26 protein-coding genes are annotated in these 17075 nt (G+C 30.1%); 17 read left to right on the top strand and 9 right to left on the bottom strand.

Annotated features, from left to right (window positions below; genetic code table 11):
- The 5 genes from HX088_RS11325 (at window position 1) to HX088_RS11305 (ending at window position 2176) form a co-directional block, all read left to right on the top strand.
- Window positions 1-495: a hypothetical protein gene (locus tag HX088_RS11325; RefSeq protein ID WP_286484211.1), complete on the top strand. Its 495-nt coding sequence runs from the start codon at window positions 1-3 to the stop codon at window positions 493-495.
- A 61-nt stretch (window positions 496-556) separates the two neighbouring features.
- Window positions 557-946: a YcbK family protein gene (locus HX088_RS11320; RefSeq protein WP_286484210.1), complete on the top strand. Its 390-nt coding sequence runs from the start codon at window positions 557-559 to the stop codon at window positions 944-946.
- 56 nt (window positions 947-1002) lie between these two features.
- Window positions 1003-1344, top strand: a complete 342-nt coding sequence (locus HX088_RS11315) for a phage holin family protein (protein WP_286484209.1) — start codon at window positions 1003-1005, stop codon at window positions 1342-1344.
- Window positions 1345-1550: 206 nt separating this feature from the next.
- Window positions 1551-1796, top strand: a complete 246-nt coding sequence (locus tag HX088_RS11310; RefSeq protein ID WP_286484208.1) for a hypothetical protein — start codon at window positions 1551-1553, stop codon at window positions 1794-1796.
- Window positions 1793-2176 carry a hypothetical protein gene (locus HX088_RS11305; protein ID WP_286484207.1) on the top strand — a complete coding sequence of 128 codons (384 nt, stop codon included), beginning with the start codon at window positions 1793-1795 and terminating at the stop codon, window positions 2174-2176. Before HX088_RS11310 ends, HX088_RS11305 begins: the two co-directional genes overlap by 4 nt.
- A 230-nt stretch (window positions 2177-2406) precedes the next feature.
- On the opposite strand, the gene HX088_RS11300 is transcribed toward HX088_RS11305, so the two are convergent.
- The 9 genes from HX088_RS11300 to HX088_RS11260 all read right to left on the bottom strand — a co-directional run bounded on the left by HX088_RS11300 (window position 2407) and on the right by HX088_RS11260 (window position 7300).
- Window positions 2407-2844, bottom strand: a complete 438-nt coding sequence (locus HX088_RS11300; RefSeq protein ID WP_286484206.1) for a hypothetical protein — start codon at window positions 2842-2844, stop codon at window positions 2407-2409.
- Between the two features lie 130 nt (window positions 2845-2974).
- On the bottom strand, window positions 2975-3247 hold the full coding sequence (locus tag HX088_RS11295; protein ID WP_286484205.1) for a Txe/YoeB family addiction module toxin: 273 nt from the start codon (window positions 3245-3247) through the stop codon (window positions 2975-2977).
- Window positions 3248-3505 (bottom strand): type II toxin-antitoxin system prevent-host-death family antitoxin, encoded by a 258-nt coding sequence (locus HX088_RS11290; protein ID WP_286484204.1) that lies wholly within the window; start codon window positions 3503-3505, stop codon window positions 3248-3250. It lies immediately after the preceding gene.
- A gap of 51 nt (window positions 3506-3556) precedes the next feature.
- A complete protein-coding gene (locus HX088_RS11285; protein WP_286484203.1) occupies window positions 3557-3895 on the bottom strand; it encodes a hypothetical protein in 339 nt (112 codons plus the stop codon).
- A gap of 49 nt (window positions 3896-3944) precedes the next feature.
- Window positions 3945-4364, bottom strand: a complete 420-nt coding sequence (locus tag HX088_RS11280; RefSeq protein WP_286484202.1) for a hypothetical protein — start codon at window positions 4362-4364, stop codon at window positions 3945-3947.
- Between the two features lie 223 nt (window positions 4365-4587).
- Window positions 4588-5136 (bottom strand): hypothetical protein, encoded by a 549-nt coding sequence (locus HX088_RS11275; RefSeq protein WP_286484201.1) that lies wholly within the window; start codon window positions 5134-5136, stop codon window positions 4588-4590.
- Window positions 5137-5188: 52 nt separating this feature from the next.
- Window positions 5189-5521, bottom strand: a complete 333-nt coding sequence (locus HX088_RS11270) for a hypothetical protein (protein WP_286484200.1) — start codon at window positions 5519-5521, stop codon at window positions 5189-5191.
- Window positions 5522-5525: 4 nt separating this feature from the next.
- Window positions 5526-6293 carry a ParA family protein gene (locus HX088_RS11265; RefSeq protein WP_286484199.1) on the bottom strand — a complete coding sequence of 256 codons (768 nt, stop codon included), beginning with the start codon at window positions 6291-6293 and terminating at the stop codon, window positions 5526-5528.
- Window positions 6293-7300 (bottom strand): replication initiation protein, encoded by a 1008-nt coding sequence (locus tag HX088_RS11260; protein ID WP_286484198.1) that lies wholly within the window; start codon window positions 7298-7300, stop codon window positions 6293-6295. The genes HX088_RS11265 and HX088_RS11260 overlap by 1 nt, the downstream gene beginning before the upstream one ends.
- A 1614-nt stretch (window positions 7301-8914) precedes the next feature.
- Between HX088_RS11260 and HX088_RS11255 the strand changes: the two genes are divergently transcribed.
- The 12 genes from HX088_RS11255 to HX088_RS11200 form a co-directional block, all read left to right on the top strand.
- Window positions 8915-9136, top strand: coding sequence for a hypothetical protein (locus tag HX088_RS11255; RefSeq protein ID WP_286484197.1), 222 nt, complete (start codon window positions 8915-8917; stop codon window positions 9134-9136).
- Window positions 9137-9142: 6 nt separating this feature from the next.
- The gene (locus tag HX088_RS11250) at window positions 9143-10342 is read left to right on the top strand and encodes a hypothetical protein (protein WP_286484196.1); all 1200 of its coding nucleotides are present in this window, start codon (window positions 9143-9145) and stop codon (window positions 10340-10342) included.
- A gap of 4 nt (window positions 10343-10346) precedes the next feature.
- Window positions 10347-10781 (top strand): hypothetical protein, encoded by a 435-nt coding sequence (locus HX088_RS11245; RefSeq protein ID WP_286484195.1) that lies wholly within the window; start codon window positions 10347-10349, stop codon window positions 10779-10781.
- A 17-nt stretch (window positions 10782-10798) separates the two neighbouring features.
- Window positions 10799-10963 (top strand): hypothetical protein, encoded by a 165-nt coding sequence (locus HX088_RS11240; protein WP_286484194.1) that lies wholly within the window; start codon window positions 10799-10801, stop codon window positions 10961-10963.
- A gap of 174 nt (window positions 10964-11137) precedes the next feature.
- Window positions 11138-11857 (top strand): HNH endonuclease, encoded by a 720-nt coding sequence (locus tag HX088_RS11235; protein WP_286484193.1) that lies wholly within the window; start codon window positions 11138-11140, stop codon window positions 11855-11857.
- 93 nt (window positions 11858-11950) lie between these two features.
- Complete coding sequence (locus HX088_RS11230) at window positions 11951-12430, top strand: hypothetical protein (protein WP_286484192.1); 480 nt, start codon at window positions 11951-11953, stop codon at window positions 12428-12430.
- The gene (locus tag HX088_RS11225) at window positions 12417-13643 is read left to right on the top strand and encodes a PBSX family phage terminase large subunit (protein ID WP_286484191.1); all 1227 of its coding nucleotides are present in this window, start codon (window positions 12417-12419) and stop codon (window positions 13641-13643) included. The genes HX088_RS11230 and HX088_RS11225 overlap by 14 nt, the downstream gene beginning before the upstream one ends.
- Window positions 13644-13683: 40 nt before the next feature.
- Entirely contained in the window at window positions 13684-14148 is a 465-nt protein-coding gene (locus HX088_RS11220) for a hypothetical protein (RefSeq protein WP_286484190.1), read from the top strand.
- A 6-nt stretch (window positions 14149-14154) separates the two neighbouring features.
- The gene (locus HX088_RS11215; RefSeq protein WP_286484189.1) at window positions 14155-14619 is read left to right on the top strand and encodes a hypothetical protein; all 465 of its coding nucleotides are present in this window, start codon (window positions 14155-14157) and stop codon (window positions 14617-14619) included.
- Window positions 14612-15085 (top strand): hypothetical protein, encoded by a 474-nt coding sequence (locus HX088_RS11210; protein WP_286484188.1) that lies wholly within the window; start codon window positions 14612-14614, stop codon window positions 15083-15085. The genes HX088_RS11215 and HX088_RS11210 overlap by 8 nt, the downstream gene beginning before the upstream one ends.
- Window positions 15069-15926, top strand: a complete 858-nt coding sequence (locus tag HX088_RS11205; RefSeq protein ID WP_286484187.1) for a hypothetical protein — start codon at window positions 15069-15071, stop codon at window positions 15924-15926. The genes HX088_RS11210 and HX088_RS11205 overlap by 17 nt, the downstream gene beginning before the upstream one ends.
- A 3-nt stretch (window positions 15927-15929) precedes the next feature.
- Window positions 15930-17075 (top strand): hypothetical protein (locus HX088_RS11200; protein ID WP_286484186.1); only part of this gene is annotated, 1146 nt, incomplete at its 3' end.

The raw sequence follows: 17075 nt of genomic DNA, 5'->3' as shown, positions 1-17075 counted from the left end.
ATGGAAATAGTAACAACTTATAGCACAGAAAGCACTCAATTATTTGAGTGCTTCAATAAAATTAATAACACGTTTATCGTTCGTTTTGATGAAACCAAAATTGATAACGGATATAAATATCAACAATTTTTGGTTGTGGGTGATAAAGCAATTGAAACCATAAAAACCACAATTAACAATTATTATAATGAAAAGTGTTCTGACGAAATTTTAAAAGGTTTTAAATTGGATTCTGATATAGTTTGGTTGTCTTCAGAAAATCAAATAAACTATAAAATCTATTATGATTTTGCTTTATTCAATCATCAAAATGATTTAGAATTCAAACCTATTAAAATTAAAATAGGTGATGAAACAAACACAAAATATCATACGTTCGAATCTTTTAATGATTTTCAAAAGTTTGTTTTTGATTATACAGAACACATCCAGAACACTATTTCCAAATACTGGGATCTGAAAGATTCCATTGAATGGGAAAAATATACACAGTAAAAAAATTACTGCAAATAATGGTGGTAATTAAACCACCATTTTTTTAAAACCTCATCAATTGATGAAATTATCAACTAACTTTAATTTAAACGAATTCGAATCAAAAGACGGAGCAAAAACACCAGAAAATGTGTTATCTAATTTGAAAGAACTGGTTAAAAATTTACAAATAATTCGTGACAATGCTGGAGCAATAAAGATAAATTCTGGCTACAGATCACCAGCACATAACAAAGCTGAAGGCGGTGTTGCTAATAGTCAACATATTTACGGAAAAGCAAGCGATTTAAAGCCTTTAAAAATTACACCTAAACAATTATATAACCTCATCATTGAACTTATTGGAAAGGGTTTAATTTATAACGGTGGTGTCGGTATTTATGACACATTCGTTCATTACGACATAGGTGGAAAAGGTCGACGCTGGGACTACCGAAAAAATAAAAAATAATATCTAACTATTCAAACTAGTTGAACTAGTTATTTATATAAATAAAACAATATCAAATGAATGATATATACACACAAGTTTTGCAACTTTTGAAACAAATTCCATTAAACGGAAAAGATTTAATATTTCTTTTTGCTGGTTTAATAGGATCAATTGTTGCTGGGTTCAAAAAAAGATTAAATAAATTAGAATTCATAACGTCATTATTGACTGGTGTCTTTGTCAGCTGGATCATTGGAACTTTTTTAGGTAATTACATGGATTTATCACCCGAAGTGGTTTATGCGTTCTGTGCCTTAGCTGGTCACTTTTCAGACGAAATCCTTAAACAATTTGGCGAAGTTGTTTCCAAACTAGGAACATATCTAAAAATAATTATCGAAAAGTTTATAAAATAATTGACTTTTCGATAATTAGTTACTATATATATTATAATAATAGGGGGTTATTAAGCCTTTTGAAACTTATTTTATTGTATTTTTTTTTGAATTTAAAAAGCCACTTATCAAATTGATAAGTGGCTTTTGTTTTTATATGGATTATTACGGTTTTACGTAATTTTATATAAAAAAAGATTTCTATATTAGTAAAAATGAATAATTAAATGAATAAAAAAATAATTGAAGATATTTGTAGTAATATTGAATGGAATTTATCTAAATTCCTAGAAACAAACGATAAAGATTATCAAACTAATATTACAAATTACTTAACTAATGAAGATGTGTTTGGTGAAATAATAAACATTTCTGAAACTGCTAAAAAACTTTATAGTAATGATTATATTAAGGAAAATTATAAAGAAACCGTTCTAAGTATTATTAAACAAATAAAAGAATCTGATTTATGAGATTTTTATGTATAATATTTTTATTAATTATATCAATTGATTGTTTTTCACAAAGATCTTTTTATAAAATAAATGAAATTTGTGATTTAGATTATGATAGAGAAAATATAGAAACAGGTTGTTATAATGTTGATGAAATACAAATAACTCGTGATCTCAATAAAAAACAATTTATTTTTTTCCAAGATGGAGAAAAATTTATAATACCATTCAGTACAATATCTGAAGATTCTAGAGGGATTGGATATTATTATTATGATATCCTAGTTTTAGGATTACGTTTCAAGACTGGAACTAGAATACCTTTCGCGTTAACAATAATAGATCAGAAAAACAATACCGCGAGACGTTATGTTATTAAATCTTGGAAACCTGAATAAATAGTTAAATAAATAAAATATGTTTGGATTTGTAATAATTTTAATACTTTCTATAATAAGTATTATTGCTTATTTTTTATATGAAGCAATAAATGAAACTAAAGAAGGTGATCCTAATCGTAAAATATTAATACCCGCTTTTGTTATTTTAATCATTGTTATTTTGTTAATACTTGCGAATCGTTAAAATTAAAAAACCACCTATCAATTTGATAGGTGGTTTTTTAATTTTAATTAGCTTTTACAAATGCACCGTCAAGTGTGTATGTAAACTGTTTAGTGTCTTGTAAATATGCTCCAAAAGAATTTGTTGCACGATATGTGATATCGATAACGATCAAACTATCTTTGGTTAATCCTTTGTCAACCTTTACACGTTCGTAACTTTTTGGATCTTTCAACGATTTCTGTAACATCATTTCCGCGTCAACAATAGCCGAACTAAATTTACTATTCATAGCAAAATATGCATCATTCTGTTTATTAATCGAATCCGAAATTTTTTGTTCCTTTGCCCTTGCTTCGTCACGTGCTTGACGTTCTTCTGGTGACATCAAAGCATCTTTAATAAAAGCTATACTAATCATTATAGCAAAGAATCCAATGATAACAAAAATAGCTATCATACAACCGTTTTTTTTCTTTTTTGGTGGTGTTGTATTATTCATATTTTTAATTTTCTGCAAAAGAAAAACTTTTTAATTGATAAATTTTACGTGTTCACGTATTTCAACTGTTTTTTTTAATAATATAAAAATGATCTGAAAAAGACATAAATAAAGCCACTTAAAAGTGGCTTTATTTGTCGTCGTAATGTCCGAAGGTTGAAATAACTAAAACAATAATTTTATCGTTATCTATTGAATAAATTAATCTATGTTTATCCGTTATTTTTCTTGACCATTGACCAGTGCGGTTGCTTCCTAACGGCTTAGGATGTCCAGTTCCAATTTCTGGGTGATTTGTAATTTCGTCGAGTAATTTTGTAAGTTTTTTTAAGGCTTGCGGTTCTGACTTCTTCAGTCTTTTCATGTCAGAAATGGCATCATGTGTAAATTCTAACGTGTACATTTATAAACTATCGATTAAATTTTTCAATTCATTACTAGATTCTATTTTGATTGTTTTTCCTTCTTTTGCTTGTTGCAATGAACGATCTAGTTTTTTGAAAAAATCTTCTTTACTCATCAATGTATCATCTTCAGAAATTGGAACAAGTTTAAAACTACCATTGTCACGTGATTTAACGATTACGTCTTCACCTTCTTTAACCATTTTCAAAAATTGACCTTGTTTTTCGCGAAACTCGCGCGTGCTTATTACTATCATATTTTTATTATTTCAATTAACGTGTACCACTTTGGTACACAAATATAATAATTATTTTTTAATTCTAGCACCACCGCGATTTGTTTTTTCTGATTTTATCGGGAATCCTTTATCATCAATGATGTATTTTTGACCAGCATCAAAATAAGTGTCCGCGTATAGCTTTGTTATTGATCGTGATCGCATTTTCCCAAATTCGCATATATTGACTTGAAGTGATCCGTAATTGTTCTTTTTAGGTACTAAAAACCGTTCTGTCTTTATATTGTATATTTCCATTTTGTGATTGATACAATGGTACTGGAAACCGTCGAGCATGATAAACCCTTTTAGTGCTTCAAAGATCATTGAATATTGATAGGAATTCCGTTCCTTCTCTTTTTTTTCCATCACCGCGATTTGTTTTATCTGTTTTTATCGGAAATCCGTAAATTTTAAATTATTTAAATGTAAACATCAATTCTTTTAGAAAATATTGAACCACAACTAAATTGGTATCATTAGAATAACAAGCATTAAATGTTGGTTTAATGATGCTATCTTCAGTATATAACGAATAACAGTCTAAACCATTTTCAGAACCTATTTTTTTAGATGCTGTTATATAAAAGAATGTTCTATTACCATCAGTAAGGTAATTACTTTTTAACATTAGACCATATCCATCATCGGAAGCAAATACACTTATTTCACTATTAGATTCAAAACTCTGTTTTTCTTCCATTTTTATGCGTTTATCCTTTCCTTCCGATACTAGATAAATTTTTAAATTATTAAATTTTTTCGAATCCGTTGGTATATTCTGTGCATTACATATCGAAAATAAGAATAGAACGATGATCGTGTTTAAAATTTTCATATTACATTATTTTTTTTAATTTTTTGAATAGTCATTTTGTTTTAATACTATGTTGCAAATATAATAATTTACCTATTTAACATAATTAGTATTATACACCTTTTTGAAATGTGTTAAAACACTGATATTTAATAAGTGCCGTTTTGGATAAATGTTTTTGATTAAAATAACCTCATCAAACACCCTAAAATGGTCTTAGATTGGATATTCAAAACGGACATTTTTATTTTTCAACTGGTGGTTTTATGTTTTTCAATTTTTCCAGTTTGATATTTTCATTTAGTTGGGAATTTTCCTTTTCCAATTTTTCAAGTTTCTTTTCGAAATCATATAAGCGTTTATCCTTATCATTATTTACGTATGTAAGATAACCAGACCATAAACCAGAAAGTACACTGATAACCGTTAAAATGATAATTACATTAGAACTTAGTTTCAGTGATCGTTCCTTTCTCATTTCATTGTTCAGTTCCAAATCTTTCAATTTTTGTTGACCAGAATAACCGCCAGAATCAATGAACATTATTCCGTTAAGGTTTATTATATAAGTAACATTTATATTATCTATATAACCATCATGTACCAGTTTTTCAATATATAAATACGCTTCTTGATAATTAGTTAAACCGACAGATGCCTCATTTCTTTTTTGAAAATTTTTAATTGCTTCAGCATTTGTTGCGTCAACATCATTGAAAGCATAATAACAAATGTCAACAGCTGGTAACGGTTCAACTTGTTCTGTTATTTTTGTTGTGGCGAAATTTTTCATCCACAACAAAATTTTGTCTAGTTTTGAATTATAATCTAGCATAATTTAAAACTTATTTTTTCCTTCTGATTTTTCGTTTGATCGGTCTTTTTCCAATTGTGCCGTATCTATTTTCGTATTTGTCGACATACGTCTGCAATGCTTCAGCGATTATTGTCTGTATCTCGATTCGTGAATGATATGAAACATCGCGAACCTTTTCAATAAGATCATGCGGAAGTTTAACACCAACATTAACGTCTGGGATAACCTCAACTAGTTCATCTAGTTCGACTAGTTCATCTAGTTGTGGCGGTAAATCATTGGAATTAGTTTCATTAGAATTATCATCATTAGTTGATAGGAATGAATCAAGTGTTTTATATTTGAATGTTTTTTTTGTCATGATTTTACTGTTTTGATAATCGTTTAACAACTTCATCTCCGAAAGCTTCATAATCCTTTGCACCGTTACTGTTTGGTGAATAATCAAATATTGACATCATCGCAACGGAACTTTCTTGAATTGCTATGTTGTTACGGATTTTTGATTCGAATACATTATCTCCGTAAATTTCAAAGATAGTTTCTATAAATGATTTATTCAAGCTTAGACGAGAATCAAAAAATGAAACCAGAACACCCAAATGTTTTAAATTTGGATTTACCTTTTTCATCATTTTGTTTATGACTGCGGTTACTTTTTCTGCACCACGTAATGCAAGGTTATTCGCTTGTGTTACCGTGATGTAATAATCCGACGCCGTTAATGCGTTGATAGTTCCAATTGTTACCGCTGGCGGGCAATCAATCAATATGAAATCGTATTTAGGTTTTACAACATCCAGTGCATCCGCAAGTATATATTCGCGGGCAACTTGACCACCTATTGTGATATCTAGTGTTGAAAGTTCTACACCAGAAGGAACGATATTAATTTTATCATTTCCGTCGACGGGATATGTAACATCGTTGATCGTTTTGTCTTCACTGAATACATCGTTGATCGAGTAATCGGTAATAATACGGTCACACCATTCACTCAAATTACCTTGTGCGTCCATATCAACAAAAAGGATTTTTTTTCCTTTGCCAGCCAGATAATAACCCAAATTCAACGTCGTTGTGGTCTTACCTACTCCGCCTTTGTGATTTACGATTGCGATAACTTTTGCCATTATTTAACTATTTTACTTTTCATTCTTTTTAAAATTCCTATGATGTACCCTTTTGCCGTTTCTGCGTCCGCAATAGCACGACCAGAATCACTGATTTCGTTTATTATGTAATCTTCTGGTACTAATTTACGAAGATCGTTTAAAAGGGTTGTATGTGTTTTTAGTTCTGTATCAGTAAACCCGTATTTGTTTTGCAAAAACAATCTTAATTCTTCACCAATTGACCATTGTAATGAAGTTTTACGGGCGATTTCATTGTCTTTGGCTACGTCTGGAACATTTTTATTTTTCAATGGTGTGATTTTCACATGTGTGATTTTACCGTTTGGTTGTTTCATCAAATGATAATCAAAACAAAATGGTGCGAAATTATACAATTCAGTTTGTGCTGGAACTAACACCTTTTTGATCAGATTTCCAGTGTTACCGACATATTTGTCCTCACATGATAGAACTTGACGTAAACGTTCAACGGAATATGTAAGTGTTTTTTCGGTGTTGGAAATCAATTCATACAACCTCATCGAATATTGTGATGTAAGTGATTGAGCAACAATATAATCGTATTTTCTGAATCCTTTTGAGAAATCAAACATCAAATGAAAGATTTCATTGTTCATTGTGAAATCAAGTGTCGTTGTTCCAGTTGATGTTGTTATGTCAACGGTGTGAATGAAGTTCCTCAAATGTATAACTTTTCCGCCGTCACTTTCCCACTCAATTGTCTTCTGCATCAATGCTCGCGCAGAATTTTTAATCTTAGTTGAATTATATTTTTTGTTGTCTAGTCGTAATTTCATGCGGAAATTACCATCACCAGTTGATTTGATGATCACATTGTCATAAATCTTACCTTCTGGTGTTGGTTCTTCGTTTGCGTGGTGCATTCCTTGCATTCCGTTAATCACTTCGTACATGATTCTCTTTTCGATCACGTCAAACTGATATCTGGATGTTGTAAAGATATGACTTTGAAGGATGTTTTTATTTTCAAATAATTCGTTCATAAGGTTGTAACTTTGTCACAAAGATAAGTAAAAAAATTATAGGTGCAACTTGAAATTTGTAAGTTGCACCTTTTCCAAAAAGTTGCAGGTTTTAATGTTTTATTTTTTCCAAAAAGTTGTAGGTTTTTTCCAAAAAGTTGCAGGTCATCAAAAAAAAATCCTCTGTAACCCACATCACCAAAGACTTTTTTAACCTAAAAAAAACACTGGTTAAGTATTGTTATTAAGTTCTGTTATTAAAAGTATTATGTTATTATTAATAAATTAATAATAACAAGTACAAAAGCGAAAAAAGTTTATAAGGAAAATACAAGATTTTCAATTTTTCAAAAAGTTGCACCCTTTCCATTGAGATTGGAAAAAACAAAACAAAAAAACAAAAGTGATGGCTACGAAGTGGACATCCAGAACTCACGGCATAGATTTTTTCTATTTAACAAATAACTTTTATCAATAAAAAACACTCAATCCTTAAACAACTAAAAATAAAAATAAGGAGTTTTAACGACGTTTTTTATTCCACACTAATGTTTTATCATAAAAATTGAGAAGTGTCACCAGAATAGCTAAAAAATGGGTTAAATGCGCAATGCTAGGTTATATTTATCCTTATATGTCAACGCGCCTATGTTTTATTTAGTTCAATTGGTAATTACTCGCGCTGGTTTCTTCACTGGAATTGGAATATATTTTTTTTTACTTCTTACATCCGTTGTGTCTTTTCCTTCACCAGATTGGATAAATTATACCTAAATCCTTAAATAAATATTAGATTGGAAAATATTTAATATAAAATATGTTTATAATAGCTTCGCTAATATGTTTTATTTTAATTCTAAGCTATTTTTATAATAAATTGGTATATATGTATAATTTTAAAAATATAATAGCTTAAAACCTATTAAAAATAGATTGAAGAATTTTAATATATATTTTAGAATATTTTAATCTCTTACTTCGCGAAGCAACATTTTTATAAAAGATCCTTCAGATAATAATTAAAATAATTAAATACAATTCCAATTAATTCTGCGTACGCGCTATAATATTTAATTAATATATTTAATAATATTTATATTCTTATTATATATTTATCTTTATTATCTATTTATCTATTTATCTATTTATCTATTTAGGGTAAAAGAATTGAAACCCTCATAAACAGTGACTTTCAATTCAATTCTAATTCAATTAAATCAATTAGCTAATTAATTAATTAATTGTTTTAATTAATTGTAATTACAATTCTAATTATTTAATTAATTAAAGTTAATTACCAATTAATTGATTAATTATAAAAAATTATATATCAATAAGTTACAATTATCTAATTCAATTATTCTAATTCCAATTAATTAACCTTTTAATTATTTCTAATTAATTAAATAATTAGGAAATTACTTCAATTACTGGGTTTAAAATATCTTAGTCTATAGGTGTAATGGTGTTAACGATTCTTTACAAAAATTCCAATCTGAAAAAAAAATAAAAAAAATTTCATTTCACCTTGTAATTTCAAAAATTGTCAGGTATGATTGTGGTATAAATAATTAATTATTTTCAAAAAAAAGTGAAATTTTAATTTAAACCACTATTTATAATTAAAGAGAAAAAATGAAAGAAGAAACCACGATATACAATGTTACGACATTGACCAATATAGTTGCTAAAATGCGAGTAGATAAACGAATAGTTGACAACGACACTGAACTATCAAAAATGATCGGTATTTCATTGTTGACCTTATATAAGCGTCTAGTCGACAGAACATGGAAAGCAAAGGAAATCCAAAGAATTAATGAAATCATTGAAGAATTCCCACACTTAAATAAATAATTCAAAATGAAAAATACAATAACCAACAAAGAAGCCGAAGAAATAATTGCCAAATACATCAATAAAGCGGGACGAAGACCACAAATTTATTACGAAGCACAAAAGATACTAGGATTTGATAAAACACCATCAAAATCAAATAAAACCACTTCAAATAAAGTAACTGGTAACAGAATTCTAAAAAATGAAACCATCGGAGAAAATGAAAAGTTCCGATATGTAAGAATGAAAGAAATTGCCGAAATAAACACAACACCAATAAGTGCCGATGCACATCATTTACTTCTGGTGCTAATGACATCACCATCATCGAATGCCTTAGGTGCGTTCCAGATTTCAATAAATGAAATGTGCGCACAAACTGGCGGAAGAAGTAAAGAAGCCATCACAACAGCATTGGAAGAATTAATCCAACTAAAAAAAGTTCGATATATCAATAATTGCTTATACATCACTGATTTTCATAATAATCAGAAAACACACGGAAATGCTGACAATTTAAGGGGTGTTTTCAAATTATACAATAACCTAAATGATAATCAGAAATTACCTTACATCGGTTCAATTTCTTTTGATAAAATGAATATGGATGAATTGATATCAGAATTTGAAAAGTTGGTTGAAGGAATACAAATAATGTCGATCATCGATTCTGGTGACACCACAATTGACATCCGTAACATTGAAGTATATACAACTGAACAATTAGAAGCAATATACAGCGATAATAAGCGCACATTCGCATCAACTAATGAAGTTAACACATTAGCGCAATTTAAAGCACCAGAATCAGCCGTAACAGTTTCACATACTTCAAATGATGATGATAATTTACAACCTCAACTAGTTGAACTATCTAAAATAGTTGATGATAAAAATATTTCTAAATCAAATCAATATAGTGATCACGAATTATTTTATAAAATACATGATGCAACTGGATTGCCTATTGAAAAAATATATAAAACACCTCTAGGTGACCAATTTTTAAAAATCATCAAAAGCGATAAAGGATTAGAATTTTTAGAAAAAAATAAAACATTTATAGAAGAAAACACAGAAGAAATCATTGCGGAATTATTTCCAATGTTGGGAAACAGTTTCATTGAAAATAACCAAATAAACGAAGAAATAACAACACTTATTTTACTTGGTGGCTATCAAAAAGTAATCGAAACATTAAAAGAAAAATTAATATTAAATTAAAAATATGGGAAAGTTAGTAAAATCAAAAATTGCAAAAATCAAGTTTGATCATCAAGTTTGGAAAATGAAAGAAGCGAAAACAAAAGAAGAAAAAAAGAAAAGAAAAGAAAAAGCAATCAAAAACGCCTTCATTCATTGTCAATGCAAAGAGAATTACAATAAAATATTTGAATCAATTATCAATTTTAGTTTGATGGAAGATGAAGAAAATTTTTGCAATTATAAAAGCATTGAAGACATGGAAAGATCACCACAATATGACATTATTTATAATAAAAAATATGATGAATTAATTGAAAATGGCACTTTGAAAGCTAAAAGGAAAGAATTATCAGATATTCAATGTTATGACATGATGATGAAAGAAAACGAACTAAAAAATAAATATTATGACATTCGTCAAGAAGTTCTTGATAATATGGCAGATGATAACAACTAAAAAAAAAATATAAAAAAATGAAAACAATTGAACAAAAAATCTTCAAAAAAGAGGATGAAATAATCGGTCTGGCGATGCAATTAATGACATCAACTGACAATCATTTAATTGAAAAAATTAATAAAAAAATATACAAAGAAAATGAAGAACTGAAAAAGTTAAAAAGACAGTTATACAATTAAGCACTAATTTTTTTAGTGAAAATAAATAGTAACTTTTTTTGAAAAAAACTTTACTTTTTTAATTCTAGTTACTATTTATATATATATATATATATATACGGCATTTAGTTATGCTGAACATGTCACCAAAAAAAAAAACAAAACGGTGACACCAGAAAAAAAAAATATAAAAAGATGCAAAACGCACTAAAGAACCCTATTAACGAAGAAACGAACATTGAAAATGAATTAAAAAAAGAAGCAAACGAAATTTATAAAAGTAGATTAGAAATCATCAACAAATATGGTGATCCAGAAGTTCATTTATTGCATATCCTTTACGAAGACGAATTAATTGAAAGATATTATCGCATAGTTAAATACCTTCGCCAAAACCACTCAAAACGCGTGAAACAAAGTGTTATAGATGACACTATTGAAGTGTTAAAAAAAGTGTCTTTAAAAATGACACCAGAAGGTCAAATAACTAATTTCGCGATAAACGGAAAAGATCGAAAAATCTCATTAAACACCAACGGCTATGAAACTGTTAATTTCAAAAGATCACGTTTACGAATAAGTCGCATTTATGCTATGCTTTACATCACGTTACCATCAAATATGCTGGAACACGACGGAATAATTGTTGTTGATCACATTGACGAAAACAAGGTCAACAACAACATCAACAATCTTCAGTGGTTATCAAATTCAGAAAATATAAAAAAAGCACTGAAATCGAAACCAAAAAGGAAAATGAATAAATACAAATATTTGGTTATAGAAGACAATGCTGAATTCTTTTCACAACGCCAAACATGCGAATATTTAGGAGTTGCGACACTAACAGATTATTTCTGCGGGAAATGCTCCACAATCGGCGGAAAAACAGTTCTTCGTTGTCAGCTGAATTAATATAAAATAATAGACTTTTTAAAAGCACCACCCTATTGGATGGTGCTTTTTGTTTTACTTCACTTTTAGTTGGTTCTCTACTATTTATATTATATGAATAAAGAACCTCAGCAAAAGAAAAAACAAAACAACGGACGCACTGGCAAAGTACACACACCAGAAACAAAGGAAAAGATTTCGAATTCCATGATAGGAAATTTGAATGCCGAAAAATATGACGAAGACGAAGCGATAAAAATATTTAGTGAAGCCATCAAAATTGCTAAAGAAAATAAACTTGATTTTATTGGTGAAGTTGCAAACGAACAAGGGATTTATTTAGACATATACGATGATTTAATACAACGATTTCAGCACCTAAAAATACTGCACAAGAAACTTAAACGAACATGTGAAGCAAACTGTTTCACGAACGCAAAAAAGGGAAAAATACACGCGGGTGTTGCTATTATGAATTTGAAAAGCAACCATCAATGGACGGATAGGATGGAAAATAAAACGGATATCACTTCGGGTGGAATGCCTTTCAAAATATCCGACATGCTTGAATTCGACGAAGATGAAGAAGATTAAAATTCATAAAAAGTATAAAAGAATTCTGTCAAAAAAGTCTAGGTATTTTGTTTGCACTGGTGGTCGTGGCTCGGGAAAATCCTTCAGCATAACCACTTTATTATGCATGTTAATTCTTGAAGAAAATCGAAAAATATTATTTCTTCGAAAAACATTGACCTCAGCACATTTGTCTATCATACCAGAATTTACATCAAAGATTGAATTGTTAGGTCTGGAACATATTTTTGAAGTTACAAAGACAGAAATAGTAAATAAGTTAAACGGTAATGTCATTTATTTTCGCGGGATACAGACATCATCAAAGGACAACACAGCAAATTTAAAATCATTGGAAGGTATTTCGATACTTGTAATTGATGAAGCTGAAGAACTGGTTGATGAAGAAGTTTTTGATAGAATTGATTTATCCGTTCGTAAAAAAGGTGTTGAAAATAAAGTCATTTTGATTTTGAATCCTTCAACCAAAGAACACTGGATATATAAGCGTTTTTTCATTGAAAATGGTGTTGATGCTGGCTATAACGGTTATAAAAATAACGTTAGTTATATACACACAACATATCTGGATAATATTAAAAATCTTGACGAATCATTTATCAATGCAGTTGAAAATATCAAAATAACCAATCCACAAAAATATACACATACGGTGATGGGTGGATGGCTAAATAAGGCTGAAGGTGTTATATATAACAATTGGTCGTTAGGTGACTTTAACGAAAACCTCAACACGATTATTTACGGTCAAGATTTTGGATTCTCAACCGATCCTTCGACTTTGATAAAAGTAGGAATCGACAAAAAAAATATGAAATTATATGTCAAAGAAATGTTTGTCAAACAAGCATTAAGCACTCAACAACTATATGATCTAAACAATAGTTATGCTGGTAAATCTTTGATTGTTGCGGATAATGCTGAAAATAGATTAATCAATGAATTACGATATAAAGGAAATAATATCATCGAAGCCATCAAAGGCGCGGGATCAATTACGGCTGGGATATCCTTAATGCAAGATTTTGAAATAATCGTTGATCCATCATCAAAAAATATCATTGCAGAATTGAACAACTATGTCTGGCTTGACAAAGAAAACACAACAACACCAGTTGATAAATATAACCACACACTAGATGCCATTCGTTATGCCGTGTATTTCAATCATATCAAATCAAAAGGTACTGCAAAGCGTTTTTCTACATTCTAACTAGTTTAACTAGTTAAGATAGTTATTTATATAATTAATTATGATACAAGAAATTAAACAAATAAAAGGTCAAAACCTCATCGATTTGGAATTAACACCTTATAATTTTGTTATGTCATTGACCGAACTAGATGACAATGATGATGAAGCAATAATTGATAAGGTCAAAGAATACCTTCAACTGTCAAAAATTGATGTTCCTTCAAATAATTATTATGTCGTTGGTGTCTGGCAATACATGATAAATCAATTGACAAAATTGATGGATTTGAGAAAGAATTTAAGTGACGACACGCCAAACGTTGACCTTATACAAGCGGGTGCGCACATGCTCCAAAATTTGGGTTACATGGTTGAACTTATGCAATTAGCGCAAGGCGATTATATAAAGGCGTTACAGCTGGCTGAATTGCCGTATCACCAAATTTATTGGTTAAGCTACTACACCAAAGTAAATAATACCATAACGGAAAATTACCGCAAGATCATCGAAAAGAAAAAATAACATCCAATGAAAACTAGAAACGATATACAACGCATTGTTGATGGCTACAACAACATCAATAACACTAAGGTAAAGTATTACCAACCATTAAGCAAAGCACGCGCAAACACTGTGCAAATAGACACAAATGCAACTTATCATTTGATGCAACTGGGAATGGGTGACAATATTGAAGTTGGAACAAAAGCATCTGGAACTTTACCATCATTCAACCTCATCAATAAAATGACATTTCTGTTTGTGATGCCGACATTACTAGGTTTTAATAACGGTGGTGAGATTTTAGGGCATCAACCAGAAGAAGATTTCGTCCTAAAATATGAAGAAATGTTTGAAGAATTGAAAAAGTTGGTGCAATTGTTTGACTGTTCCTTCAGCCTTAGTGGTTATACAATTACGATGATAGATGAAGCCACTTATGATAATAATTACATCGGTTATCAATTAACTTTCAATTATAACAATGAATAACGAACTATTGACACAACTGGAAATTGAAACAACAATTGATAAGGTTTTTGATAGATTTTTACGTCCAGAACTTGCGCAACAAAATGTAAATGATACGGGTCGATTATCGCAATCATTGGAAGCACGAAGCGATGACAATCAAAGTGTGGAAGTTTGGGCGCAGTTTTATGCTAATTGGGCAGATGAAGGACGAAGCGCGGGAAAGATGCCACCATTCGACGCAATTCATGGTTGGGTGCAAAGAAAACTGCATAAAAGTGGCGATGAAGCCAAAAGCATTGCATTTGCGATTATGAAGAAAATAGCCAAAGAAGGAACAACAGCAAAACGAATACCGCATAAAATTTTTTTGATGTTGGAATCGCAAGACGTGATTCTATTTATAAAAAATGAATTTAAACAGATCCTTATTCAAAAGGTATCACAACAATTACTAAACCGCATAAAAAATGAATTTAATAGCTAACGACATTATATATATATTATCGCCTTATATAATCAATATAACGGACGCAAACGACATAACAGAATTGAAAATAACAATTACTATTAATAGTAAAAATTATGATCTGGTTTTTTATCCTATGTCAAAATTTTTCAATTATGATTTAGCTGAAATTCTGAAGAAATTAATTGTTCCGACCTCATCACCAGAATTGAAATTTGGCGCGGATAATAATACACTTTATAGCGTATCTATTCGACATAAATACAATTCAGTTACCACAACAACACCTATTAAAGTAATACTTTCGGTCGGAAAAGAACCAGGTACTTTGAGGGACTTGAACATCAAAGCAGACAGAAAGTATTTAAACCATTATAACGTTGCAACATGGTCGTATAATGATATTTACATGTCACAACTATCTGGACTAGTTGAACTAGTTGGTACGGATGAAATAAAAGATTCTAACTATAAAGTTCATATTGAAAGGGTACGAAACAAAAACGGAAATGATAAGTTTGTCCGTTGGCGAAATTGCTTTGGTGGCTGGTCGTTTTGGCTTTTTGAATCTTATTCCATCAAAGCAAATGACACATCAAAACTGATTAATAGCAGATACACATTTAACGGAACGCAACCCGTCAAAGAACATGACATCATCCAAAGTCATACGAAGCAAATAACACTTCAATCAACAATACATAAAAGATATCTGGATTTGTTAAGCGATTTAGCATTATCAAATGAAATTTATGTAAAAGATGGCGAAAAGTGGGAGCGCATGCACACACCATCAAATGACATGGTTATCAATTATGATGATAAAACTTTCAATTATACAATTTCATTAAAAATCTAATTCATGTTGAAAATTTTAATAAATAACACAAAGCAATTTATCACCGTTGACCAGACGCCAAACATCAATATCACAAATCACGAAGTCGGTGAACTGGCGACCATCACAACGCCATATTCTGGTGTGATTGAATTGGAAAGAACACCGTATAATATTAGTGCGTTGGGTGGTTATTCAATACTACAATTAACCTCATCATTACCGTATAGTCTTATATATGGTGACGTTTATATTGATGATTATTTTATTGGTAAATACAGAATCATAATTCAAAAATATACTGAAACTAAAATTTATTTAAACCTTTCGGATAATTCCAAATTTTTCTGGGATAACATACAAAAGGCAACACTTGGAAAAACAATTCAATTAACCGAACTTATGCACTCAAAGGATGCATCAACGATACAACAAACATGGTCAAATGATTTACCTTATAAGTATTTGATAGGTGACTACGGCGGGTTGAATTCTTACATCGTTAATGGTTCGGAGCATAACAATATTGACTTTGCACAACCATCGGTGCGTGTTTCTTATCTTTTGGATAAGCTTATCAAAGATGCTGGTCTTACTTCATACACTGGTGTTGATATGTCGAAAGATTTTATTGTTTATCCAAATTCTACTGAATACGAAAAAGTTGAAGGAGACAGCACTGAAGTCGGTAAAATACGGACGAATACACATCTAAACTATTCCGACAGTTCTGACGGGTTTTTTCCGATACCTTTCGATTCCTCAGATACATTGAATCAACCAAACATCAAAATAAACAATGATACTGTAAACACTATCGAAATTTTGAAATCTGGAACTTTTGATTTCTTTTTCGAAGGCGATTGCGAGGCGCGATATTACTACGAGGATAACTGGGGCGATCGCGAAATGGCGATCGAATCCGTTGTTGCTGGAATTTATGTAAATGGTGAAATGACGCTTAAAATGACATCTATACCTTATAAGCGTGAAGCGAAAGTTTCAATCATTCTTAACGCTGGTGATGTTGTCGAGATCTACAACATACCAGAAGATCGAAATTATCCAAACTGGGGACTTATTGATCTTAACATAAAATACATCAACATGCGGATCGTTGCGTCAACAATACAGATCATAACAAATGATGAAAATACTTTCAATCTGGCA

It is taken from the genome of Empedobacter sp. 225-1, assembly GCF_030328185.1.
GTDB classification, from domain to species: Bacteria; Bacteroidota; Bacteroidia; order Flavobacteriales; family Weeksellaceae; genus Empedobacter; species Empedobacter stercoris.
The sequence above is the reverse complement of the archived record's forward strand: the minus strand, read 5'-3'. Positions and strand labels throughout refer to the sequence as shown.

Coding starts and splice junctions, on each gene's coding strand:
- HX088_RS11325 (WP_286484211.1), top strand. CDS start 1: ATGGAAATAGTAACAACTTATAGCACAGAAAGCACTCAATTATTTGAG.
- HX088_RS11320 (WP_286484210.1), top strand. CDS start 557: ATGAAATTATCAACTAACTTTAATTTAAACGAATTCGAATCAAAAGAC.
- HX088_RS11315 (WP_286484209.1), top strand. CDS start 1,003: ATGAATGATATATACACACAAGTTTTGCAACTTTTGAAACAAATTCCA.
- HX088_RS11310 (WP_286484208.1), top strand. CDS start 1,551: ATGAATAAAAAAATAATTGAAGATATTTGTAGTAATATTGAATGGAAT.
- HX088_RS11305 (WP_286484207.1), top strand. CDS start 1,793: ATGAGATTTTTATGTATAATATTTTTATTAATTATATCAATTGATTGT.
- HX088_RS11300 (WP_286484206.1), bottom strand. CDS start 2,844: ATGAATAATACAACACCACCAAAAAAGAAAAAAAACGGTTGTATGATA.
- HX088_RS11295 (WP_286484205.1), bottom strand. CDS start 3,247: ATGTACACGTTAGAATTTACACATGATGCCATTTCTGACATGAAAAGA.
- HX088_RS11290 (WP_286484204.1), bottom strand. CDS start 3,505: ATGATAGTAATAAGCACGCGCGAGTTTCGCGAAAAACAAGGTCAATTT.
- HX088_RS11285 (WP_286484203.1), bottom strand. CDS start 3,895: ATGGAAAAAAAAGAGAAGGAACGGAATTCCTATCAATATTCAATGATC.
- HX088_RS11280 (WP_286484202.1), bottom strand. CDS start 4,364: ATGAAAATTTTAAACACGATCATCGTTCTATTCTTATTTTCGATATGT.
- HX088_RS11275 (WP_286484201.1), bottom strand. CDS start 5,136: ATGAAAAATTTCGCCACAACAAAAATAACAGAACAAGTTGAACCGTTA.
- HX088_RS11270 (WP_286484200.1), bottom strand. CDS start 5,521: ATGACAAAAAAAACATTCAAATATAAAACACTTGATTCATTCCTATCA.
- HX088_RS11265 (WP_286484199.1), bottom strand. CDS start 6,293: ATGGCAAAAGTTATCGCAATCGTAAATCACAAAGGCGGAGTAGGTAAG.
- HX088_RS11260 (WP_286484198.1), bottom strand. CDS start 7,300: ATGAACGAATTATTTGAAAATAAAAACATCCTTCAAAGTCATATCTTT.
- HX088_RS11255 (WP_286484197.1), top strand. CDS start 8,915: ATGAAAGAAGAAACCACGATATACAATGTTACGACATTGACCAATATA.
- HX088_RS11250 (WP_286484196.1), top strand. CDS start 9,143: ATGAAAAATACAATAACCAACAAAGAAGCCGAAGAAATAATTGCCAAA.
- HX088_RS11245 (WP_286484195.1), top strand. CDS start 10,347: ATGGGAAAGTTAGTAAAATCAAAAATTGCAAAAATCAAGTTTGATCAT.
- HX088_RS11240 (WP_286484194.1), top strand. CDS start 10,799: ATGAAAACAATTGAACAAAAAATCTTCAAAAAAGAGGATGAAATAATC.
- HX088_RS11235 (WP_286484193.1), top strand. CDS start 11,138: ATGCAAAACGCACTAAAGAACCCTATTAACGAAGAAACGAACATTGAA.
- HX088_RS11230 (WP_286484192.1), top strand. CDS start 11,951: ATGAATAAAGAACCTCAGCAAAAGAAAAAACAAAACAACGGACGCACT.
- HX088_RS11225 (WP_286484191.1), top strand. CDS start 12,417: ATGAAGAAGATTAAAATTCATAAAAAGTATAAAAGAATTCTGTCAAAA.
- HX088_RS11220 (WP_286484190.1), top strand. CDS start 13,684: ATGATACAAGAAATTAAACAAATAAAAGGTCAAAACCTCATCGATTTG.
- HX088_RS11215 (WP_286484189.1), top strand. CDS start 14,155: ATGAAAACTAGAAACGATATACAACGCATTGTTGATGGCTACAACAAC.
- HX088_RS11210 (WP_286484188.1), top strand. CDS start 14,612: ATGAATAACGAACTATTGACACAACTGGAAATTGAAACAACAATTGAT.
- HX088_RS11205 (WP_286484187.1), top strand. CDS start 15,069: ATGAATTTAATAGCTAACGACATTATATATATATTATCGCCTTATATA.